Raw genomic sequence first — 21,865 nt, forward strand, 5'->3', positions numbered from 1 at the left:
GAGATCTAATTGGACATCTCGGCTTTCCTTATAGGTATAAGTACTTAAATAAAATGCTAATCAATACTACAAACAGAAGCAGAGCAATCTTCACAAGCAATTTCACATTTTAAAAATTGTAAATCATGGATTGTGATTTTTCCTTTATGAATAGAAATTGTACCTTGCTTTTTTAATTCATTTAACATTCGATTTACACTTTCGCGTGAAGTTGCACAAAAATTAGCAAGTTCTTGATTCGTTAACGGTAAATCGATGAGAATCCCATTTTCCTTTAGTACACCATAACTATTTGTCATTCGAATGAGAGTAGAATACAGGGCACCTTTTTTGCCGTGTAATACTAAATCTCGGAACTTCGTTTGCATTCTTCTTAAATGTTCACTAATCCATTTCATAAATTCAAATACAAGCGCGGGCTTTTGGAGTAATGCTTTTTCTAAGGTTTCACGCTTTATTACTCCTACTTCAACATCTTCAAGGCATTTTGAGTTTAATAAATACTTCGCATTGTCCGTGAACAATGTTAGTTCGCCAATAATGTCGTATGCCGAACAAATACGGAGTGTTAATTCCTGCCCATCAGCACTTAGTTTACTAATTTGTACTTTCCCTGAGTGGATGATATAGAGTTCTTTTGCTTCCATACCTTCTTGAAAAATAAAACTTCCTTTTTTAATCTGCATTTTATATTCAACAGATGCAAGTAATTCCTTTAAGTCTTGAGATAATGTCATACTGTTTGCCACAGCAATCACCTTTCTTCTAATAAGCAATATATCTCCTATTTTGAATGTAAGTATGATGAAAATGCAAGAGATATTTTTGGAAAAAAGTGAAATTTCAATGACCGTACGGAGTAGGGCTGGAGATGTGAACAAAATTCGAACGGATTTGTGAAAAATTTTTGAATGGGGAAAGTAATGTGAGAAAAGTCACATTGAATATGTAGCTACTTTTTTATAATGAAGGCAAATAACAAAACTGAAAACTTACTAAGGATTTGAGTAGAAAAGAAGGGATATAGATGCACGAGAAGATGAGAGATTCGTTAGAACGGCCACTTCAAGATTTACGTATTTCAGTTATTGACCGTTGTAATTTTAGGTGCACATACTGTATGCCTGCTGAAGTGTTCGGAACTGATTACGCTTTTTTACAGGAAGAGTGTTTATTAACGTTCGATGAAATAGAAAGATTGGCGAGATTATTCATAAGTATGGGAGTGGGGAAAATTAGGCTTACTGGTGGTGAACCTTTGCTGCGTAAAAATTTACCGAAGTTAATTGCAAGGCTTGCGAAGCTAGACGGTTTAACGGATATTGGACTCACAACAAACGGTATTCATTTAGCAAAACAAGCTAAGCTATTAAAAGAAGCGGGATTAAAACGTGTAAATATTAGTTTAGATGCGATAGAGGATCATGTCTTCCAAAAAATTAATGGACGAAACGTAAGTACAAAACCTGTATTGAAAGGAATAGAAGCAGCAAAGGCTGCTGGATTAGAAGTAAAAGTAAATATGGTCGTAAAAAAAGGGATGAATGATAGTCAAATACTTCATATGGCTCGTTATTTTAAAGAACAAAAAATTCAGCTCCGTTTTATCGAGTTTATGGATGTGGGCAGTACGAATGGATGGAATTTTGAACAAGTTATTACGAAAGAACAATTAATAGAGAAAATTAATCGTGTATATCCGATTGAGCCTGTTAAGCCTCGTTACTTTGGAGAAGTTGCGAAAGTGTATCGATATGTAGGAAGTAATGCAGAAGTTGGATTTATTACTTCTGTTTCTGAGTCATTTTGTTCTTCATGTACGAGAGCTCGTATTTCGGCAGACGGTAAATTTTTTACGTGCTTATTTGGAACGAAAGGAGCGGATTTGCGTACGCTTCTTCGAGAAAATATTTCTGACGCATCACTATTAAAAATTTTACAACATACATGGCGATATAGAACAGATCGTTATTCAGATGAAAGAACGGCGGAAAGTACAAATAAGCGTCCAAAAGTTGAAATGTCATACATTGGAGGATAGTGAAAGGAGGACTCCCTATGCAAGATCGATATTCAAGGCAAATATTGTTTTCTGAAATTGGTGAAATGGGACAAAGAAAAATAAGAGAAAAGCATGTTCTACTAATCGGTGCGGGTGCACTAGGAGCTGCGAATGCAGAAGCGCTCGTTAGGATGGGAATTGGGAAATTGATAATTGCCGATCGTGACTACGTCGAATGGAGTAATTTACAGCGGCAACAGTTATATACAGAAGAAGATGCAAAGCAGTGCAGACCGAAAGCAATTGCAGCGGCAGAACATTTAAGAAAGATAAATTCTGAAGTAGAAATTGTACCTGTTGTAGAGGATGTTACAATGCAAGAAATGGAAGAGTTAACAAAAGAAGTGGATCTCATATTAGATGCGACTGACAACTTTGATACGCGCCTACTTATAAATGACATTTCACAAAAAGAAAATATACCTTGGATATACGGTGGTTGCATTGGAAGTTACGGTGTAACGTATACAATTATTCCGGGGAAAACACCGTGTTTTCGCTGCCTAATGGATCATCCTACGAACGGTGCAACATGCGATACAGCAGGAATTATTCAGCCAGCTGTACAGATGGTTGTTGCTCATCAAGTAACAGAGGCGATGAAAATATTGGTGGATGACTATCAGTCGCTAAGAGGGACAATGTTATCATTTGATATTTGGAACAATCAATATCTCTCATTAAAAGTAAATAGACAGAAAAAAAGTACATGTCCATCTTGTGGGAAATCACGAACATATCCAAGTCTAAAATTTGAAGCGCAGATGAAAACTGAAGTGTTATGCGGGCGGAATACTGTTCAAATCCGTCCAGGAATAAAGGGAGTTCTAAATTTAAACGAAATTCAAAAACGATTACAAAAAAGTGTACATGTTCAAAAAACGCCGTACTTACTATCATTTCTAATTGATGAATATCGTTTCGTTTTATTTACAGATGGTAGGGCATTTATTCATGGGACAAATGATGTGAAAATAGCAAAACGATTATACGCAAAATATATAGGATGAACAGAAAGAGAGTTGCTCCTTATTAAAACGAGGTGAAAAAGAATGATAGAAAAACGTATACCAATTCCAGTGGCAGAAGCAGTTGCACGTGTAATGGAATATGCTCATCAGGGTGAAACGGAAAAAGTTTCTCTTATAGACAGTTACGGAAGAATCCTTGGAGAAGATGTTGTTGCAGATCATGATGTCCCGCATTTTGATCGCTCTCCGTACGATGGATTTGCGATTCGAGCAGAAGATACAAAAGAAGCGAGTAGCCGTAACCCAATTCGGTTTGAAGTGATTGGTGAAATCGGAGCAGGTTTTGTTTTTACAGAAGAAGTGAAACCATTTCAAACTGTCCGTATTATGACAGGTGCGGCAATTCCAGCAGGGTGTAATGCAGTTGTTATGTTAGAACTAACGGAAGGATTTGAAGAAAACGAAAAGACTTTTATGAAATTAAAACGCTCTTTTGCTTCCGGGGATAACATTTCTTTTAAAGGAGAAGATGTAAAACGAAATACCACCCTTGTGAAAAAAGGGACTGTCATTAATCCTGGAGTTGCAGCACTTCTTGCTACGTTTGGTTATAGTTCCGTACATGTTGTAAAACAGCCGATTATTGGAATTGTGACGACAGGAAGTGAACTGCTTGAGGTACATGAACATTTAAAGCCAGGGAAAATTCGAAATAGTAACTCCTATATGATTGCTGCTCAAATTGAACGAGCCGGAGGAGTTGTACAATATTACGGACAATTCGCTGACGATTTTGAGACGTGTTATAACACTGTAAAAAAAGCGATAAAAGAAGTTGATATATTAATTACAACTGGTGGCGTTTCAGTAGGAGACTATGACTATTTACCTGCTATTTATGAGAGATTACAAGCTAATGTACTTTTCAATAAAATTGCGATGCGACCAGGAAGTGTGACAACTGTAGCTGAGTTAGAGGGAAAACTATTATTTGGTCTATCTGGTAATCCTTCTGCTTGTTATGTAGGTTGTGAATTATATGTTCGGCCAGTCATTCAAATATATTTGCATAGGAAAGATCCACATATTTATCGTGCAGAAGCAATTTTACAGCAAGACTTTCCGAAAGCAAATCCGTTTACTCGTTTTGTAAGAGGGAGAGTAGAAATTGTAGATGGACAATTACAAGTTATACCAGTTGGTCTAGATAAATCTAGCGCAATTTCTTCACTTGCAGAAGCAAATGCATTTATCGTCTTGCCAGGAGGAACGAGAGGGTTTGAAGCAGGAATCACTGTTTCGGTACTGTTATTAGAATCAAACGCCGGAAGTGAGTGGCCGTGGGATGAACCGCTTCGATCATATAAATAATAGAAAATAGATTGCTAACTTATACAAAGATAAGAGGTGCAAAATGACACAAACGTATTATGAAGTAATTGATACACCTATTTCAATTGAAGAAGTTACAAACAAAGTAATTCGTCGTGAGTGTGGTGCTGTTACTACTTTCATTGGCACTGTAAGAGAATTTACGAAAGGACGTCGTACACTATATTTAGAGTATGTAGCATATAAAACAATGGCAGAAAAACAGCTTGAGAAAATTGGCACCGAAGTAGAAGAGAAGTGGCCTGGGACATATGTCGCCATTACACATCGCATTGGTACATTACAAATTTCTGATTTTGCTGTTGTTGTCGCTGTTTCTACACCACACCGGAAAGCAGCTTATGAAGCGAATGAGTATATTATGGAACGCATAAAACAAGTTGTTCCGATTTGGAAGAAAGAATTTTGGGAAGATGGTGAGTCATGGATAGGTGATCAGTTAGAGAAAATAGCATATGCAAATGGTGAGCCTGGAAAGGGGATGAGAATATGATTGAAGTACTATTATTTGCACATTTACAAGAAGAAGCAAGTAAGCCAGCATTACATATAGATTGTGAAAATATTACAGTTGCTGAACTAAAGGAAATTCTTATTAAGAAATACAACGTAGCGATTTCAAGAGAGATAATGGTCGCTATAAATGAAGAGTATGCAAATGAGGATGAAATCATTCAAACTGGTGATATTGTAGCAATGATTCCGCCAGTAAGTGGTGGTTGATTCTTTTCATCCTAATCATGTAAGGACGTGATTAGGATGGAGGGAATGAATATAACTATGCATACATAGGAGGGAACAGGATGAAAAGTCCTAATTTTCAATTAAGTTTACAAACTTCTAATCTAGTTATCGGTTTTATGGTGTGGGTTATTTTATCATCATTAATGCCCTATATTAAAGTGGATATCCCATTAACTGCGGGACAAATTTCTATGGTAACAGCAGTACCGGTTATATTAGGTTCTGTTCTTCGCATTCCGATTGGTTATTGGACAAATCGTTTCGGAGCAAGAAAATTATTCTTTATTAGTTTTATTCTATTATTATTTCCTGTCTTTTATATTAGTGTTGCCGATTCAATGATGGATTTAATTATTGGTGGTTTATTCGTCGGAATCGGTGGGGCGGTATTCTCAGTAGGGGTAACTTCTTTACCGAAATACTTTCCGAAAGAGAGTCATGGTTTTGTAAATGGTATTTACGGTGTTGGTAATGCGGGGACAGCAATTACTTCATTTTTAGCACCTGTAATTGCGACATCAGTTGGCTGGAGAACGACAGTACAGTGTTATTTAGTTTTACTTGCAGCGTTTGCACTTATGAACTTTTTATTAGGCGATCGTAAGGAGAAAAAGGTGAACACACCATTAATGGAACAAATAAAAGGTGTATATAAAAATGAAAAGCTTTGGTTTTTATGTATCTTTTACTTTTTAACATTCGGATCATTTGTCGCATTTACAGTATACTTACCAAACTTTTTAGTATCTCACTTCGGATTAGAGAAAGTAGATGCAGGTATGCGGACAGCCGGGTTCATCGTACTCGCAACAATTATGCGTCCGATTGGTGGTTGGCTCGGTGATAAGTTTAATCCATTTAAAATATTAATCTTCGTATTTATCGGATTAACACTTTCAGGTATTATATTATCATTTATGCCTAGCATGAACGTGTATACATTTGGTTGTCTACTAGTCGCATTTTGTGCAGGAATTGGAAATGGTACAATCTTCAAACTCGTTCCAATGTATTTCTCAGAACAAGCTGGTATTGTAAATGGACTCGTTTCAGCTTTAGGCGGACTAGGAGGATTCTTCCCGCCGCTAATTTTAACATTACTATTCCAACTAACAGGTCATTATGCAATTGGATTTATGGCATTATCAGAAGTCGCACTTGCTTGTTTAATCATTACTGTGTGGATGTATAGCCAAGAGAAACTGTTAGTGATGTTAAAGAATCATTAATAAGGAAAAAGAACCATCCCAAAGTATTCTGGGATGGTTCTTTTAGTAATAGGCTTCAACACATTCTTTTATGACCAAATTCTTTAGTAAGGCTAATGGATATTGTGAAATAGTACACTTAAACGAAAGAATACAGTTTAGGTCGATAAGATAAAATTATGAATTTGTATAAATAATCTATAATTTTCTTTAAGAGTCATATTTGCTATGTTAAAGAAAAGGGAGGGATATGAGAATATTAGATGTACATTTTCGTATTATCGATTTTAATTTTCTAATTATTGATAACTAAGGAGTGTTTCCGCCTAACTTTGTTGTAGAAGATTATCAGATTGATGCAATAGAATTGTCCAAAGTTGCATCCATTTTAGTAAAGGGTTTAATGAAACTATAATATATTTGGAATGAGGTTTTACATGTTTGTTTTTATTATATTAGACGTAATATTACCAATATTACTATTGATGCTAATTGGTGCAATCTTACAAAGAAAGTTCCAATTTAACTTAAAGCAGCTATCTACACTTATTAATTATTGCTTGATGCCAGCGGCTGTATTTGTGAATATATATGATATTCGTATAGAAACGGGTTTGTTGCTCCAGATAATGTACTATTTAATGCTTTATAGTCTGAGTCTGATCATAGTAAGTCATTTCATTTCAAAAATATTAAAGTTAGAAAAAGGAGAAAGTGCAGCCCTAAAAAATAGCATTTCGTTAATGAATTCCGGTAATTATGGGTTACCAGTAAGTCAATTGATTTTCAGTCATAATCCAGTGGGGGTTTCCATTCAGATTTTTATTGTTATTTTCCAGAATCTTTTAACTTATTCATATGGGATATATAACTTACTATCAACAACAAAAACAATCGGAGGTATTATTCAATCATTTCTAAGACTGCCTGTATTTCATGCGCTCGTATTAGGGGTTCTCTTTCAATCTTTTACAATTCAATTACCTAATTCTATCTTGCTACCTCTTAATCAGCTTGCGAATGGTTTTGTTGCAATAGCACTCATATTGTTAGGGGCACAATTATCCAACATTAAGCTTAATTTTTTCCATCGAGTCATAACATGGGCTTTAATTGGAAGGTTACTGATGGGACCATTATTAGCACTTGCCATGATCTACCTACTAAACATCGATGGTATTGTTGCACAATCATTATTTATTGCAAGTTCTTTTCCTACTTCAAGAAATACATCGACCATTGCTATGGAATATCAAATAGAGCCTGAATTACATGCACAAATCGTTTTATTTTCAACACTTTTTAGCATTATTACAGTAACTGTCGTTATTTATTTTTCATATATTTTGTTTTGAATATACGAGCAAAAATGAATAGATTTGAGGCGGTAAATGATGGACGGAAATCCCATCGATATGAGAAGAAAGCGGTTTTTGATATATTGGGTGTCGTTTACAATTGTACAATGTCTGATAATCAAGCGGCTTAATTCAAAAAAAGGAAACTCATTAGGGGTTATTTCGTATGCAAATCTTTAAAGCATTTACATATATACTTGCGAAAAAAGACACAATCTCGCTTGTCATGTAAAGTTACATGAGCTTAGGATGATAGCAATGGGTGAAAGTGTCAAGTAAGAATTTTATCTTTATTGATTTTATGCGGTTTTTCCTCATAATTGTAATTAAGGGGGATGATTCTAATTTGAGTGAACAGAATATTAGCACAACAGTTTCGGGAGATTTGATTGTTACCCATCTAATTGGCCAGATTAAAACAGAGGATGTGTATGAATGGTTTAATGGTTTCGAGCAGGTTTGTCAGCAATTCATTTCCGAAGGGCGGAAATACAAATTGTTGGTGGATAGAAAAGGATACACGCCAAATCATTTTTCTGTTCAAAAAGTATGGAAAGAGAAGTTCTTCAATGAAACTATTTTGAATCATAGTAAGGCAATTGCATTTCTTCTTGAAAAAGGAGAGATACTGAATTATTTACAGCAATCTAATACGAAAGAATCTGTAAAATTTTTTGATGATTATGAACAAGCGTTAATTTGGTTGGATGAATATCAAATGTAAAAACTGAATTGAACCAGTTGCTCGTAATATTGTATTTGTCATACAATTCATTAGTTTACAAGTTGCCAGCACCATTCATTTTCTTCGTAATTTGCTTGTGAAACTTTAAAAAACAATATCAAAATAAAAAGGACAAACGTTTCTAAAAAACGTTTGTCCAAAGGTAATTACTATTTTAGCTAAGTGATAGATTACAATTTGTGAGTACGAGAAAGCTTTTTTATAAGTTTAGGAAGTATAGATGTTAATTCCTTTTTCATACGCTTCGTAAACGATGGATCCTTACCTGAAGTTGAAATCGTTACAACATATTCACCATTGCGTATGACACCAGGTGTGTGAAACGATGATTCTGTACCATCACTTACAACGTTAACCCATTGAAAATCATGGGAGGCCTGTTTGACCATCATATTTACATCATGTTGATTTGTAGCTGCATAAATAAGGTGAGCATCTTTAATATCATCATGAGAAAAAGTTTTTTGTTTCCAATTAATATAAGGAAGTTCCTTCATTTCCCCGCAAATTTCTGGGCTAATAACGGTGATAAAAGCACCTGTATCTTTTAATCCAGACGCTTTTCGATATGCGATTTTACCTCCACCAATGATAACGACCACTTTATTATGTAGATTAAACATAAGAGGGTACATGATATACATACACACATTCCTCCATTCGCTCTAATAATGTTAATTTCATATATGTATCAAACTGAAGGCAGTTACAAGTCGTAACGTGATCATATTTTTTTGTATGCGACTTAATTTTTTGAAGTAACAATCCGGTAAAGAGAAGGTACGGCATGACGTATACATGAGAAGCAGTCGATGTTATAGTCTTGAGTTCAGTAGTAAAAGAGGGCGTTCCTTTCGTTAAAAAGGAACAACTTACTGACATACCAAGTTTTCGTTCGACAGCTGCTCCGATTTGTTTTAATTCATGTATTGGCTGTGGATCACTACTGCCTCGTCCTACGAGTAAAATACTACTCTCTTGCATTGGCATAGCTTCACGTATTCTTTTCACTACAAGTTCCACCATATGTGGATGTGTACTAAAAGGTGGTACAATTGAAAATGTGATATGTGGATATTTCTTTTGCATTTTCTCTATCTCAAAAGGTATATCACGTTTATAGTGAGCTGCTGCAAATAATAAAACAGGTACAATCATTATTTCGGTTGCGCCCTCTAGTATTGTTTCTGTAACTGCATCTGAAATAGTAGGTGTTGTTAGTTCCAGAAAAGCTATTTTTTGAATTCTTTCGTTACGTTCCTTCATCATAGATTGAATAAAGTGAATGAATTGTTTGTTACCTTCTTGGATCCGGCTCCCGTGTCCAACATATATAATTCCTTTCATTGTCTCACCATGTCTTTCTTCATAATAATTTCTTGTAATGAATGATCTACGTTATGAAGTCCGACTTTATTTGCATATTGCAAAGTTGAAACGTCGGTATACGAGAATGGGAGAGTAAAAATATTGATAAAACCAAGTCGTTTTATTTCTGATAAAAATGCATCAATTGAGGCACGTCCTTCAAATACGATGCTATCCCATGAAAATTCAGAAAGCATACGAGAATGAATTTCATCGAAGCGATGATCAATTGTATACTCATGAGTCATCGTGTAGGATCCTGCACCAATTTTTTCTTGAATAAAAGCAATGCGGTTAATGTTTCGACCTAAATAAACAGTTGTATCGGAAGAGAATGTTGCTTGTTGACTTAATAGTCCATATTGCATCAGTTTTTCTTGAGTGTTACCGTTCATGTGCTGCAGTTCTGCCTGTAAAGTACGAATATCTTTATGATATTTACTGCATGATCGCATTAAGATTTCTACACTTTCAGCTGAACAAAATACAAGCCGATTAACGTTAAAAATTTCATTGATTTGTTCAGGTGTTAATGTGTATTCTTCCTTTTTAAAAGTTGGAATTTGATATATTTCTGCACCGGATTCTTGTAATTTTTGCTTCATTAAACTTGTTTTATTTGTTGCGGATGCAAATAAAACTTTTTTACCATGTAATGGTTTACGTTCTTTCCAAGCGATTTGATTACGTAAGGAAACGACATCACCAACAATTGTCATTGATGGATTAGAAATATTTTCGTTTTTCACGATAGGAACAATGGTTGCAAGTGTTCCAGTGGCAACGCGCTGTTTACCAGTTGTACCCCATTCAATGACTGCTACTGGCGTATCTTCTTTCTTTCCTGCTTGTAGTAAGTTTTCGCAAATTGTAGGTAAGTTTTTTATACCCATGTAGTAGGCGATTGTGTCGCTATTATGGGACGAATTATATTTTCCATGATCGGCTAAAGGACCTTTTGCATGCCCAGTTAGTAAAGTGACGCTATTACTGTAGTTACGGTGGGTGAGGGGGATACCTGCATAGCTACTAGCGGCGATGCTAGATGTAATACCTGGTACGATTTCATATGGAACATTCGCTGTTGCTAAAGTTTCTGCTTCTTCACCAACACGGCCAAAAATAGATGGATCTCCGCCCTTTAATCGAACAACGATTTTTCCTTCTTTCGCAAATTGAAGAAGGTGGGCGTTAATCATTTCTTGTCGCATAATATGATTCTTTGGCATTTTTCCGCAGTAAATAAGTTCACATGTTTCTTTTGTATAACTAAGAAAGAAAGGGTTTAATAAACGGTCATATAAAACGATATCTGCACGCTTTAAACAATCTATCGCTTTCTTTGTAATAAGCCCTTCATCACCTGGTCCTGCACCAACTAAATATACATATCCGTTCATAATCGCACCTCATCTATTTTTATTTAAAAGGAAGCCAGGGGGAGGCTTCCTTTTGTAAATTACATGTATATATAAATGTCACCATCAATAACTTCTATTTCATATGTTTGAATACAGCCGTCATCAGGTTTTTGAACTTCACCTGTTAGTAATGAAATTTTCCAATCATGTAGTGGACAAAAGACGAATTCACCAGATACAATTCCTTCGGCTAATGGTCCGTTTTTATGAGGACAACGATTTTCTACAGCTCGAATATCGCCATTTGAAAGGCGGAATAGGGCGATAGACATACCTTTCATTTGTACCTCTTTACCGATTTGAACAGGAAGATCTTCTGCACACATAACTTTTATTTTTTCTTTCGTTTGTATCATATAAATCACAGCTCCTTATTTCACAGTTTCTACTTCATACATCGCTTTTAATGACTTCGTTTCTAATGCTTGTCCCCATGCTTCGGTATAAGTGCTACGGGCTGTTTGGAAGCGTGCATTTAGCGTGGTAACCATACTTGCATCTTGTAGTATTTCTTTTATGTGATCGAAGCCTAAACGTTCTGTCCAGTAGGCAGTACGCTCTCCGTAAATACCAGTTTCACGATAATATTGCATGTAAGCTGTAGCGATGCGAAGGACATCATCTTCAGTAGGGACAATCATTACAAAATCAGCTTCACGTACCTCTGTACCACCATTTCCGCCAATATAAAGTTGGTATCCATTTTCGACACAAACAACGCCAAAATCTTTCGTCAGTACTTCCGCACAGTTACGCGGACAGCCCGTTACACCCATCTTCATTTTATGAGGTGTATCTACCATTTCTAATGATTGTTCAAGTAACATACCAAGTCCTAATGAATCTTTCGTACCGAAACGGCAGAAGCGAGAACCAACACATGATTTTACATTACGAAGCGATTTTGAATACGCATATCCCGAAGTCATATTTAAGTCAGCCCATACGTTAGGTAAATCTTGTTTCTTAACACCATATAAGCCGATTCGGCTCGCACCTGTAATTTTCACAAGAGGCACATCGTACTTTTTCGCAACTTCAGCAATTTTCATTAAATCATCTGCTGTTGTAACGCCTCCGTACATACGTGGAATAACAGAGAATGTACCATCGTGCTGGATGTTACCATTCATTCTTTCATTAACGAAACGGGATGCTTTATCATCTTCATATTCTTCTGGAATCGCCATACGTAAATAGTAGTTCAAAGCAGGACGACATTTCGAACAGCCATCTTCATGTACAAAACCAAGAACATTTCGTACTTCTTTTGGAGATTTTAAACCTTTCTCGTGAATGGCCGTTACGACTTCATCTCGTGATAAACTTGTACATCCGCACATACCAGCAGACTGCGCAGAAGCATCAAAGGCATCTCCGAGTGTATGAGATAAAACTTGTTCCACAAGCGGACGACATTTACCACAAGATCCTGCGGCTTTCGTGCATCCTTTTACCTCTTCAAAAGTAGTTAATTCTTGCTCTAAAATGGCATGAACGATTGTACCTTTCGTAACACCATTACATCCACAAATCGTGTCATCCGCACTCATTGTAGCAACGTCAAGTTCACTTTCTTCACCAGCTTTGTGAAGAAGGGAAGCGGTTGTATATTCTTGTATATCTTCTTCTTTCTTTAACATGCTAAAGAGTCGTGTACCATCAGCAGTATCCCCGTATAAAACGATACCAACGACTTTATTGTCACGAATTAATACTTTTTTATAGGAACGTTTACATTCATCAAAGATTGATATTGCTTTCGTTTGATCATCTTCATAAATTTGGCCAGCAGAGAATAAATCACAACCAGCGACTTTTAATTGCGTACCAACGATACTGCCCGTGTATCCATTCGTTTGTAAATTCGTTATATGTTTCGCTAATATTGTGCCTTGTTCATAGAGAGGGGCAACAAGTCCATATGCGATACCATCATGTTCTGCACATTCACCAACTGCATAAATGGATTCATCATTTGTTAGCATATAGTCATTGACTACAATGCCGCGATTGACAAGTAAACCAGCATCTCTTGCTATTTGAGTATTTGGGCGTATTCCGACAGCCATTACGATTAAATCACAATCTACAACTTCACCATCTTCAAATTGAATGCCCTCAACATGTTCTGTACCAAGAATTTTTACAGTTTTCTTTTCCATTAGAAACTTCATGCCTTGTGTTTCTAAATCTTCACGCAGAAGAGAAGCTGCTTTCGTATCTAGTTGTTGCTCCATTAAGCTAGGCATTAAATGAACAACATGTACGTCCATTCCTAAGTCAATAAGGCCTCTTGCGGCTTCTAAACCAAGTAACCCACCACCAATGACAACGGCCTTTTTCTTTTCTTTAGCGGTATCAATCATAAACTGTGTATCTTCAATAGTTCGAAATCCTGTTACACCAGAAAGAGTGGAACCTTCAACAGGTAAAATAAAAGCGCTAGAACCTGTTGCGACAATGAGTTTGTCATATGTAAGAGTACGATTCTTTTCTGTGATAATGATTTTTTCTTCTCGGTTAATATTCTGAACTCTTTCATCTGTATACAAGGTTATCTCATTTTCCTCATACCAACTGTATTCATTCATAATGATATCTTGCATATTTGTTTTTCCTTGTAAAACATGAGAGAGCATAATGCGATTGTAGTTTGGATGCGGTTCATCTCCAAAAATAGTAATCTCATATAAATTACTATCATGTTTTAATATTTCTTCTATACAACGTATGCCAGCCATACCATTTCCGATCATAACTAAACGTTTTTTCATTTTCGTTTCCCCTTTTTATGTGAAATATTGAACAAAGGATTATATTTTTATTATAGAAAATCAAAAAAGGGGGAGATGTGATATTTATCACATCTTTATAATAATTCACAAATTGTTAAAATTCGGATTTGTGTGAGGGGGATGTGGATATTTTTCGCAAAATGAAAAAGCAGGACATAAGTATGTAAACTCATGTCCTGCACTTAATTTATGCTCTCGTAATGGCACGTGGAAATAAAATATTATTTTCTAAATGAATATGCTCAAATAAATCAGACTCTAGCGCTTCAAGACGTTGGTAAACAAGGCGATAAGTGCCACAAGCTCCTTCTGGAGGAGTAAAGTCATTTGTCACTTTGCGAAGTTCTTTTATAATATTTCCAGCGTGATTATGTTCATTTTCTAATTCATCTACTACTTTACGTAACTTTGCATAGTTTTCATCAGTTGGATTTTGTTCGAATTCTAAAATTAATGGGAAATCTTCCGTTTCTTCTTTAATTAAATGTTGTTCTAGTTCCATCTTAAGTTCATGAAATAGCGTATGAATTTGAGCTAAATGAGGCTGACTTGCCCCGTGAACGCGTAATACTTTCGTCACATATGGACTTAGCTGTGGCAATTCTTCATTTAAATAGCGATGATGCTTATTAATTATATAATCAATCAATTCGCGATAAGAAGCATTTTTCCAATCAATTTCAGATTCGTTTAATAGTTTTGTCTTATGATAAAGCGTATTTAATTCTGAAATTACTTCAGAAGCTGATAAATTTCTTTCATTAATTGCATCAATAAGTGGTTTATTACCACCACAACAAAAATCTATTCTATATGATTTAAAAAGATCACTGGATTTCGGAAATTGTGTAACAATCTCACCGACAATAGAAGTTTCAGTAAATGTATGTTCCATATGAATGCCTCCATAAAGTTTATTGTGATAACTAAACTAAGAATAGCAATATACGAAAATGAGTGTGGTGATATAAATCACTTAATATGTGTCATTTTTGAGAATAATAATATGAAATTTATTTAAGGACGCATCTGAAAAAAGGGGAAGAGATATTAAATATAAGACGTTACAGTAAAAAAAGAAGCTTCTATTAAGCTTCTTTTTTTATTATTATTCGCATGCGACTCCATCGCCTTCTCTATCTAGTTTACGACTATATCCTGGTTGACCTTTATATAAAGGAGCTTTCCCGGCAGCTCTAACTGCGGCACAATTTGCGTAGGATACATTACTAGTATTTCCTGCATCTGGTTGCGCTTGGGCTTGCTGCGCTTTTTGCTGTTCTTCTTGTTGTTTACGAGCTAGTTCATCAGCTTGGCGTTTCTGTTCCTCTTGTTGTTTACGAGCCTGTTCATCAGCTTGGCGTTTTTGCTCTTCTTGCTGTTTACGAGCCTGTTCATCAGCCAGACGCTTTTGTTCTTCTTGTTGTTTACGAGCTAGTTCATCAGCCTGGCGTTTTTCATCTTCTTGCTTACGAGTTTTTTCGTCCGCTTCTTTCTTTTCTAGTTCTTTTTTCTTTTCGTTATCTTTTTGTTCTTCATTGTTTGAGGCAACTTTCTTGCTAGTTGCTGTTGTTTTTTCAGAAGAAGGAGTTGAAATACTTGTTAGCGCAACAAAAATGACAAACAATACTGCTGTAATGATAAATTGTTTTTTTGCTACACCGGTTTTCTTAATTACAGATAAAAGTGCTAGAACAAGGAAGAAAATAAATAAGACAAAACTTAATATAGTAAAGAATTCAACAATTGGGTGATTAGAAGTTTCTACCCCAGTAATTATTAATACAATTGAAATCATAAAAAGAATAACGGTAGGACGCCCATATTGTTTTGCTTTTCCATTTTTCTTAAAGAATGAAATGATACATAAGATTAAAAGAATGATAGCAATTAAAAATAAAGCTGCGCCAATATTACTCAAAATAGCCATTTTTATACCTCCATTTGTAAGATTTTCACTATTGATTATATAGGAACTTATTGGATATTACACGTTTTATATAAATTTAGAAAATTAATATTTTTAACAGAATAATTAACAATTAATTTTTATATTAAGAAAAATGGATATAATTACTATTACTTTTTGAAATAAGTTTCATAAATTATAGTATATCGATTGAAAGGAGGAGAGCTGAATGGAATTTCAATTGGTAGTAAATTGTGTATTACAAGAAGGTAATGCGTACTTTTTAGTAACGAAAGTGGACGATGTTATTACGTTAAAAGTACCGATTACAGCAGGAGTTGCAGGATTATTTTTAGCTTTTGGTGTACCAAGATGTTCTTAATTTAAATCCCTATAGTAGAAAGAGGAGGACAAGCCTCTTTCTACTTATACATAATTATATTATGTGAACTACGATACTATTTTTGTAATAGCACGTTTAAAAGGGACATGCATATACTATAATGTTTCATTTGCTGTAATTGATGAACACTAGTCTTAAGAAATGTATGGAGTGAATTTTTTAAAGTTATGAAAATAAAAGAGGTGCTATTATATATGAAAAGACGAACATTTGATATTCCAGTTGTATTGCGAAGAGAGTGGTTTTTAATAGAATTAGCCCATTTAACGAAAAAATATGGAATTGAAATTGCAACTAGCAAAATGGAATATGCACCGTTTTTAAGAGATCAGGTTACGGAATCCCAAATAGGGGCAGGGTTACAATACGATAAATATGATGATGAATATATCATTGATTTATAATAAAGAAGCTACGTATAAAGGGTTATGAATAAGAGACCTTTTATACGTAGCTTTTTATAGTAGAGAAATGTATTGAGAAAATTTTTATGCGTTTACTGAGTAAAGGAATGAGTAAATGATGAGAGAATAACATTTCATAAGAAAGGACAGTTACTATTTATTTTATCTACAAAAATAAACTAGAGTAAAATTAGTGCTTCCTTTCAAAAAAGGGGGAATGTTAATGAGGATTTTGCAAAGGTGTATGATACTATTTCTCGCATTTATTATTATGGCTCCATTGGTTGTTAGTACGAAAGTAGAGGCGGAGGGAGTAAAAGAGCTTAAAACTGGATTTCCTGATCAAGAAGTATTTACACCTGGAGAATGGTTTTTAGGTCAAAAGCCAACTAATTATGATGAGAGTAAGCCTCCAATCCTTTTTGTCCAAGGAAGGAATGGTAATGCGGATAGTTGGTATGGAAAGACAGTATATCACGATATAAATGATATGTATGATTATGCTTTGAAAGCAGGTTATCAAACCGTATTTATACAATTATATGATGCTGCGGGGAAAGGATCGGCTAGTCAGTGGGACAACGGAAAATTGTTAGCGCAAAAACTTGAAGAAATATATAATCATTTCGGTAAAAAAGTTAATATTGTAGCGCATAGTAAAGGTGGTATCGATACACAAGCTGCATTAGTTGGATATGGAGCGAATCGATTTGTTGGAAATGTTATTACACTCGCTACACCGCATCACGGATCGAATTTAGCAGATTTATCATATAGCTGGTGGGCAGGTTGGCTTGCTTCTATATTAGGTCAAAAAGATGATGGTACGTACTCATTACAAATAGGAGAAATGGCAAAATTTCGTTCTACAATAGATAATAATCCTGCAGTTAAATTAAACCGTTACTATACAGCTACTGGTACAAGCTGGGGTCCCGTCTTTTCTGCATTATCTATGGGTGGTTTGTATTTGTCATCGTACGGTTCAAATGATGGATTAGTGAATGAGTGGAGTGCTAAGTTACCATATGGAACGCATTTATTTACAGATTCAAAGTTTGATCATGACAATATACGAAAAGGGTCAGCTGTTTTCTCACGAATTGAACCATACTTACGTACAGCAAATGTAGGCGTGCCAGCTTTAGTAGCGCCGAATTATAGTTCTGATGAGAAGGTAGAACAGTTAAACACAACTGCTAATCAAAATATTATAGGAGGGGAATTGCCGCAAAATCAGTGGATAGAGCAAACTGTGGCGGTTGATAAAAAGGCAGAAGGGATAGTTTCTGTACTAACTGCTTCTTCTCATGTAGAAATACAACTGATGTCTCCAAAAGGAAAAGTATATACAAACAAAGATAGCGTTATAACTACTGGTGAAGGTGAATCTTTCTTTAATGGGGCGACAATTAGAACATTTAAATTTGATAAAATGGAAGCAGGAGAATGGAAAGTTAAAATGATGGCGAAGCAATCAAAAGATGCTTACCTAATTGTAAGCGATTACAAGAATGGGGCGCCATTTGTTCTTCAAATGCCATCAAAGGTTAAAGTAAACAAATCAGAGTATAAACTTAAAAAATCTCCTACAGCACCTGAAATGAAAGGTAATCTTTCAATAACGGTAAGAGTCGTAAATAAAGAAGGGAAGCTAGTATCTGAAAGCAATGAATTACAAAATGTTAATACAGATACATTTACAGGCGCTTTGAAAGACATAAAGGAACCAGGGGTATATAACGTAACGATGGATATAAAAGGGACGAATAAAGAAGGACAACCATATAGTCGTACGCTAGTTAAGTCGGTTTATGTGGAGAAGTAAGATAGAATAAAAATGTATTAATATAAAAGTGCAGAAACCTTGTGTTAAAAAGATTTCTGCATTTTTTTCGTGTGTATTATACGAATAGAAAAGTGAGCTTACGTTCTATAAAAGGAGCTAGATTTCTGTTATTTAAATATTTGTATAAAAAGGTTTTTTGGTTGTCGGTTTTTATTTATGCAGTCGGGCAGGAAGAAGACGAAAAGTATCGAATGAATGTACTTAAATAGCATTGTTTGCTTTTGGTGTGAATAGTAGTTAAAGATATGTTAAAAGATTTTAAGCTGTAACAAAAGAGGGATTAAATAATAGAGGGAGCAACTTACATGGAAAATATATTAAAGGTATCTTCAAAATCAAGTCCAAATTCAGTCGCAGGTGCAATAGCAGGTGTACTAAGAGCAAGTGGCAATGTGGAGATTCAAGTGATTGGGGCTGGTTCTTTAAATCAAGCAATTAAAGCAATTGCGATTGCAAGAGGATTTGTCGCTCCAAGTGGTGTTGATTTGACTTTTGTTCCAGCATTTCAAGAGATTTCTATTAATGATCAAGAAAGAACAGCAATTAAATTAATTGTAGGTCCTAGAAAGAAAAGGTCTTAATAAAGAATATTAATAAGATGTAGTTTGAAAGGGGCGATAGAAATTGGCCTTTTTCTTTTTGATTTATAATTCTATGCATAATGTTATAAAGTCGCATTCTTAGTAATAAACATGAATATAACAAATGAAAAGTGTCACAAATGCTTATATAACAGGCATCTGTGACACTTTTATAGTTTTATATAATATAAAATATTCGTGTGTTATAGGGGGCAGCTGGATTTCAAAATGAATGTTCGTTATTTTATCAATATCAAAAAAGAGAAGCGCTTAATCAGAGCGCTTCTCTTAATGCCAATATACAATAACTATTCCATTATAATGTATAAGCGTAAAATATTTAATAATTACTTTTGTGGTAAAAATTTCATTTTGTAGAGAAATGAGGTAATTTATGGTGGGCATTGAAAAGGGAATGTTTGTATTAAAAAAGAGCAGACTTTAGCCTATACATAAAAGTGCTGGAATTGTTCTAAAGGAGGGAATATCTGAAATATAAATATGATTGAGAGGAGTGAAGTAATAATAGTTTGACATATTAAGCACGCATCTCCTTTTTAGTACATGCTATGCGAAGAATAGGGGGAGGATTGGAAAGTAAATTGTGGATGTGTAGATAGGAGAAAGGAAGGTGAAAATAGAAAAACCGCCTATTTAAATGACGGTTTTTTTAATTTCTATGTAACTAGAATTTATTTTTAGATAATGCCTTTAATATAAGGTTTATGATTTTACTAAGTAAACGAAACGCGTTAAAAATAGACCTCATAACCTTCATAGTACTGTCTTCTAATATCAGATTTTCTATTTCAAAGTCTGATATTCCGGCTATCTTTGGAAAACTTTATGTTTTTTAGCTTAAATCAATTATATCTATAAAATCAAGAAAAATTCTGTTATAGGATGCGTCAGTGCAAGTTATTAAATTCTTTATCGGATTTATGTCAGTTACAGTCATATATCTAGTTAGCAAATGACCATCTCTATAATAAGTAATCGATATCTTCTCTTCAGAAAGGTATGCACATAATAACTTGTTTTCAATCATTTCTTGTTCGTCTTGGGTTAATGTAGGACGCTCCACTTTTGTTTGTTTTTTTATAATCTTACCAATACCGATGAATTTCTTCGGTATCGAAGCGGATGGAGTCTGCTTAACTATTTCTCTTCTTTTTGACATGTTTGTATATCCCCTTAATTGTTATAAATAACTGTATCATTATACAGGTTTTTGGAGATATGTGTATTATTTATGAAATAATAAAATGCATACGTAGGGATTTTTGGTTCCACATATAATCAATACGGATTTAACTAACCATGATTTTTATATAAGTGTTTACCTATCGTGAGTAGGCGGACGGTATATAGAGTGTTGGTAGCACTTTATATACATGCTGTGCTCTTTTGTTTTTTGATTAATAGATGCCCACAAAAGTACCCACAAAACGCCCACGAAATAATGAAACAATATTATTTGTTTTGAGTTTCAAATTTTTAAGATTCCCTATAAATAGGGGTTTCGTGATTACTTTGATATGTTATTAGGGTGTGAAGCTTGATCCGCATAAAAGTTCAACAATGAGAACGGTAATACCTATTTATCAAGATGATTGTAATTCAAGATTTATCGTAGAAATTTATCTTAAATGAATTGTTTTTAAAATGAAAATCGACCTAATACAGTTGAATTAAAAGGCTATTATTTGCTCACAAATAATATAAAAACACGCGGGAAAATATGAAATACCTTTTGGAATAGAATATAATATAACAAATAAAAAGTGCTGCAAATGCTTGTATAATAGGCATTTGCAGCACTTTTATAGTTTTATATAATATAAAATGAACAACCCTAAAACTGCTCATTCTTCTCCCAAGATTCTACAATATAATGCGCAATCGTAGGATTAAATCCTTTACCAACTAAAAACATAATCGCAGCAACTTCTGTTAAAGCATGTTTGTGTGATGTATGTTTCGCTTCATTTAAACCGTAATCTACCCAAGGTTTTACGAAATCTAATACAGGTTTCTTTAAAGGTAAAAACTGTGTACCGACAACTTGTTGAATTTGTTGTTGCGTTGGTTCTGTAATTGGTCCAGGAGGTAAGATTTGTGGTTGTGTAATATCAAGTGTCGGTCCTGGTGGTAAAATTTGTGGTTGTGTCGGATCAATTGTTGGTGGTTTAGGTGGTGAGACACGTGCGTCATAGTTTGGTTGATACATTTGTTGTTGGAATGGCGTTTGTTGTAGCTGAGTTGCGTATGGATTTTGTTGAAATTGTTGTTCTTGAGTTTGCGGTGCTGCATATGGATTTTGCTGATATTGTTGTTCTTGAGTTTGTGGTGCTATATATGGATTTTGTGGATATTCGTAACTTGGACGTGTGCCATATGGATTTTGCTGATATTGTTGTTCCTGAGTTTGCGGCGCTTCATATGGATTTTGTGGATAATCAGCTTCTTGATATTGCGGTGTTGCGTATGGATTTTGTTGAAATTGTTGCTCTTGTTCTTCATATTGTTCTGTATATCTTTGTTCTTGTTCCTGTTGCTGAGGGTAAAATGGTTGCCTTGGGTAAGGCGGTTGATTATTATAGAACATATTTATTCCTCCTTCATGATAATGCCTACCACCTAGTGTATGGG

The 21,865-nt window shown here is 34.8% G+C and carries 22 protein-coding genes; 12 read left to right on the top strand and 10 right to left on the bottom strand.

Annotated features, from left to right (window positions below; translation table 11 throughout):
• Positions 1-56: 56 nt before the first annotated feature.
• Positions 57-749, bottom strand: coding sequence for a Crp/Fnr family transcriptional regulator (locus ACQKNI_RS15970; RefSeq protein WP_098252311.1), 693 nt, complete (start codon positions 747-749; stop codon positions 57-59).
• A 278-nt stretch (positions 750-1,027) separates the two neighbouring features.
• Between ACQKNI_RS15970 and moaA the strand changes: the two genes are divergently transcribed.
• The 8 genes from moaA (at position 1,028) to ACQKNI_RS16010 (ending at position 8,459) form a co-directional block, all read left to right on the top strand.
• Positions 1,028-2,041 carry a GTP 3',8-cyclase MoaA gene (gene moaA / locus ACQKNI_RS15975; protein WP_098252294.1) on the top strand — a complete coding sequence of 338 codons (1,014 nt, stop codon included), beginning with the start codon at positions 1,028-1,030 and terminating at the stop codon, positions 2,039-2,041.
• 17 nt (positions 2,042-2,058) lie between these two features.
• Complete coding sequence (locus ACQKNI_RS15980; RefSeq protein ID WP_098252295.1) at positions 2,059-3,072, top strand: molybdopterin-synthase adenylyltransferase MoeB; 1,014 nt, start codon at positions 2,059-2,061, stop codon at positions 3,070-3,072.
• Between the two features lie 42 nt (positions 3,073-3,114).
• On the top strand, positions 3,115-4,404 hold the full coding sequence (locus tag ACQKNI_RS15985) for a molybdopterin molybdotransferase MoeA (protein WP_098252296.1): 1,290 nt from the start codon (positions 3,115-3,117) through the stop codon (positions 4,402-4,404).
• 43 nt (positions 4,405-4,447) lie between these two features.
• Positions 4,448-4,918: a molybdenum cofactor biosynthesis protein MoaE gene (locus ACQKNI_RS15990; RefSeq protein WP_098252297.1), complete on the top strand. Its 471-nt coding sequence runs from the start codon at positions 4,448-4,450 to the stop codon at positions 4,916-4,918.
• A complete protein-coding gene (moaD, locus tag ACQKNI_RS15995; protein WP_098252298.1) occupies positions 4,915-5,148 on the top strand; it encodes a molybdopterin converting factor subunit 1 in 234 nt (77 codons plus the stop codon). The genes ACQKNI_RS15990 and moaD overlap by 4 nt, the downstream gene beginning before the upstream one ends.
• 80 nt (positions 5,149-5,228) lie before the next feature.
• The gene (gene narK, locus ACQKNI_RS16000) at positions 5,229-6,398 is read left to right on the top strand and encodes a nitrate transporter NarK (RefSeq protein WP_098252299.1); all 1,170 of its coding nucleotides are present in this window, start codon (positions 5,229-5,231) and stop codon (positions 6,396-6,398) included.
• Positions 6,399-6,814: 416 nt separating this feature from the next.
• Positions 6,815-7,732 (top strand): AEC family transporter, encoded by a 918-nt coding sequence (locus tag ACQKNI_RS16005; RefSeq protein WP_098252300.1) that lies wholly within the window; start codon positions 6,815-6,817, stop codon positions 7,730-7,732.
• A 304-nt stretch (positions 7,733-8,036) separates the two neighbouring features.
• Positions 8,037-8,459: an STAS/SEC14 domain-containing protein gene (locus ACQKNI_RS16010; RefSeq protein ID WP_240522822.1), complete on the top strand. Its 423-nt coding sequence runs from the start codon at positions 8,037-8,039 to the stop codon at positions 8,457-8,459.
• Positions 8,460-8,650: 191 nt separating this feature from the next.
• On the opposite strand, the gene ACQKNI_RS16015 is transcribed toward ACQKNI_RS16010, so the two are convergent.
• The 7 genes from ACQKNI_RS16015 to ACQKNI_RS16045 form a co-directional block, all read right to left on the bottom strand.
• Positions 8,651-9,124: a precorrin-2 dehydrogenase gene (locus ACQKNI_RS16015; protein WP_098252302.1), complete on the bottom strand. Its 474-nt coding sequence runs from the start codon at positions 9,122-9,124 to the stop codon at positions 8,651-8,653.
• The gene (locus tag ACQKNI_RS16020) at positions 9,096-9,827 is read right to left on the bottom strand and encodes a sirohydrochlorin chelatase (RefSeq protein ID WP_098356894.1); all 732 of its coding nucleotides are present in this window, start codon (positions 9,825-9,827) and stop codon (positions 9,096-9,098) included. Before ACQKNI_RS16020 ends, ACQKNI_RS16015 begins: the two co-directional genes overlap by 29 nt.
• Positions 9,824-11,248 (bottom strand): uroporphyrin-III C-methyltransferase, encoded by a 1,425-nt coding sequence (locus ACQKNI_RS16025; RefSeq protein WP_098252304.1) that lies wholly within the window; start codon positions 11,246-11,248, stop codon positions 9,824-9,826. The genes ACQKNI_RS16020 and ACQKNI_RS16025 overlap by 4 nt, the downstream gene beginning before the upstream one ends.
• Before the next feature lie 59 nt (positions 11,249-11,307).
• Positions 11,308-11,625, bottom strand: coding sequence for a nitrite reductase small subunit NirD (nirD, locus tag ACQKNI_RS16030; RefSeq protein WP_098252305.1), 318 nt, complete (start codon positions 11,623-11,625; stop codon positions 11,308-11,310).
• 15 nt (positions 11,626-11,640) lie between these two features.
• Complete coding sequence (gene nirB, locus ACQKNI_RS16035; protein ID WP_098252306.1) at positions 11,641-14,046, bottom strand: NADPH-nitrite reductase large subunit; 2,406 nt, start codon at positions 14,044-14,046, stop codon at positions 11,641-11,643.
• A 208-nt stretch (positions 14,047-14,254) separates the two neighbouring features.
• Entirely contained in the window at positions 14,255-14,962 is a 708-nt protein-coding gene (ric, locus tag ACQKNI_RS16040) for an iron-sulfur cluster repair di-iron protein (RefSeq protein WP_098252307.1), read from the bottom strand.
• 213 nt (positions 14,963-15,175) lie between these two features.
• A complete protein-coding gene (locus ACQKNI_RS16045; protein ID WP_144559794.1) occupies positions 15,176-15,997 on the bottom strand; it encodes an excalibur calcium-binding domain-containing protein in 822 nt (273 codons plus the stop codon).
• Positions 15,998-16,205: 208 nt separating this feature from the next.
• Here ACQKNI_RS16045 and exsG point away from each other — a divergent pair, with 208 nt between their 5' ends.
• The 4 genes from exsG (at position 16,206) to ACQKNI_RS16065 (ending at position 19,213) form a co-directional block, all read left to right on the top strand.
• Positions 16,206-16,358, top strand: coding sequence for an exosporium protein ExsG (gene exsG, locus ACQKNI_RS16050; RefSeq protein ID WP_088230430.1), 153 nt, complete (start codon positions 16,206-16,208; stop codon positions 16,356-16,358).
• 215 nt (positions 16,359-16,573) lie between these two features.
• Positions 16,574-16,783 (top strand): hypothetical protein, encoded by a 210-nt coding sequence (locus tag ACQKNI_RS16055; RefSeq protein ID WP_140417336.1) that lies wholly within the window; start codon positions 16,574-16,576, stop codon positions 16,781-16,783.
• Positions 16,784-17,006: 223 nt separating this feature from the next.
• Positions 17,007-18,611: an esterase/lipase family protein gene (locus ACQKNI_RS16060; RefSeq protein WP_088230428.1), complete on the top strand. Its 1,605-nt coding sequence runs from the start codon at positions 17,007-17,009 to the stop codon at positions 18,609-18,611.
• Between the two features lie 326 nt (positions 18,612-18,937).
• Positions 18,938-19,213, top strand: a complete 276-nt coding sequence (locus ACQKNI_RS16065; protein WP_088230427.1) for a stage V sporulation protein S — start codon at positions 18,938-18,940, stop codon at positions 19,211-19,213.
• Positions 19,214-20,066: 853 nt separating this feature from the next.
• Here the strand turns inward: ACQKNI_RS16065 and ACQKNI_RS16070 are convergent.
• Positions 20,067-20,393, bottom strand: a complete 327-nt coding sequence (locus ACQKNI_RS16070) for a YolD-like family protein (RefSeq protein ID WP_088230426.1) — start codon at positions 20,391-20,393, stop codon at positions 20,067-20,069.
• A 675-nt stretch (positions 20,394-21,068) separates the two neighbouring features.
• Positions 21,069-21,821, bottom strand: coding sequence for a hypothetical protein (locus tag ACQKNI_RS16075; RefSeq protein ID WP_088230425.1), 753 nt, complete (start codon positions 21,819-21,821; stop codon positions 21,069-21,071).
• Between the last annotated feature and the right edge of the window lie 44 nt (positions 21,822-21,865).

This window comes from Bacillus sp. NPDC094064 (assembly GCF_050279585.1).
Lineage (GTDB): Bacteria > Bacillota > Bacilli > Bacillales > Bacillaceae_G > Bacillus_A.

Excerpts from the sequence above, each read along its gene's own strand:
- moaA (WP_098252294.1), top strand. The coding sequence starts at position 1,028 with ATGCACGAGAAGATGAGAGATTCGTTAGAACGGCCACTTCAAGATTTA.
- ACQKNI_RS15980 (WP_098252295.1), top strand. The coding sequence starts at position 2,059 with ATGCAAGATCGATATTCAAGGCAAATATTGTTTTCTGAAATTGGTGAA.
- ACQKNI_RS15985 (WP_098252296.1), top strand. The coding sequence starts at position 3,115 with ATGATAGAAAAACGTATACCAATTCCAGTGGCAGAAGCAGTTGCACGT.
- ACQKNI_RS15990 (WP_098252297.1), top strand. The coding sequence starts at position 4,448 with ATGACACAAACGTATTATGAAGTAATTGATACACCTATTTCAATTGAA.
- moaD (WP_098252298.1), top strand. The coding sequence starts at position 4,915 with ATGATTGAAGTACTATTATTTGCACATTTACAAGAAGAAGCAAGTAAG.
- narK (WP_098252299.1), top strand. The coding sequence starts at position 5,229 with ATGAAAAGTCCTAATTTTCAATTAAGTTTACAAACTTCTAATCTAGTT.
- ACQKNI_RS16005 (WP_098252300.1), top strand. The coding sequence starts at position 6,815 with ATGTTTGTTTTTATTATATTAGACGTAATATTACCAATATTACTATTG.
- ACQKNI_RS16010 (WP_240522822.1), top strand. The coding sequence starts at position 8,037 with ATGCGGTTTTTCCTCATAATTGTAATTAAGGGGGATGATTCTAATTTG.
- ACQKNI_RS16015 (WP_098252302.1), bottom strand. The coding sequence starts at position 9,124 with ATGTATATCATGTACCCTCTTATGTTTAATCTACATAATAAAGTGGTC.
- ACQKNI_RS16020 (WP_098356894.1), bottom strand. The coding sequence starts at position 9,827 with ATGAAAGGAATTATATATGTTGGACACGGGAGCCGGATCCAAGAAGGT.
- ACQKNI_RS16025 (WP_098252304.1), bottom strand. The coding sequence starts at position 11,248 with ATGAACGGATATGTATATTTAGTTGGTGCAGGACCAGGTGATGAAGGG.
- nirD (WP_098252305.1), bottom strand. The coding sequence starts at position 11,625 with ATGATACAAACGAAAGAAAAAATAAAAGTTATGTGTGCAGAAGATCTT.
- nirB (WP_098252306.1), bottom strand. The coding sequence starts at position 14,046 with ATGAAAAAACGTTTAGTTATGATCGGAAATGGTATGGCTGGCATACGT.
- ric (WP_098252307.1), bottom strand. The coding sequence starts at position 14,962 with ATGGAACATACATTTACTGAAACTTCTATTGTCGGTGAGATTGTTACA.
- ACQKNI_RS16045 (WP_144559794.1), bottom strand. The coding sequence starts at position 15,997 with ATGGCTATTTTGAGTAATATTGGCGCAGCTTTATTTTTAATTGCTATC.
- exsG (WP_088230430.1), top strand. The coding sequence starts at position 16,206 with ATGGAATTTCAATTGGTAGTAAATTGTGTATTACAAGAAGGTAATGCG.
- ACQKNI_RS16055 (WP_140417336.1), top strand. The coding sequence starts at position 16,574 with ATGAAAAGACGAACATTTGATATTCCAGTTGTATTGCGAAGAGAGTGG.
- ACQKNI_RS16060 (WP_088230428.1), top strand. The coding sequence starts at position 17,007 with ATGAGGATTTTGCAAAGGTGTATGATACTATTTCTCGCATTTATTATT.
- ACQKNI_RS16065 (WP_088230427.1), top strand. The coding sequence starts at position 18,938 with ATGGAAAATATATTAAAGGTATCTTCAAAATCAAGTCCAAATTCAGTC.
- ACQKNI_RS16070 (WP_088230426.1), bottom strand. The coding sequence starts at position 20,393 with ATGTCAAAAAGAAGAGAAATAGTTAAGCAGACTCCATCCGCTTCGATA.
- ACQKNI_RS16075 (WP_088230425.1), bottom strand. The coding sequence starts at position 21,821 with ATGTTCTATAATAATCAACCGCCTTACCCAAGGCAACCATTTTACCCT.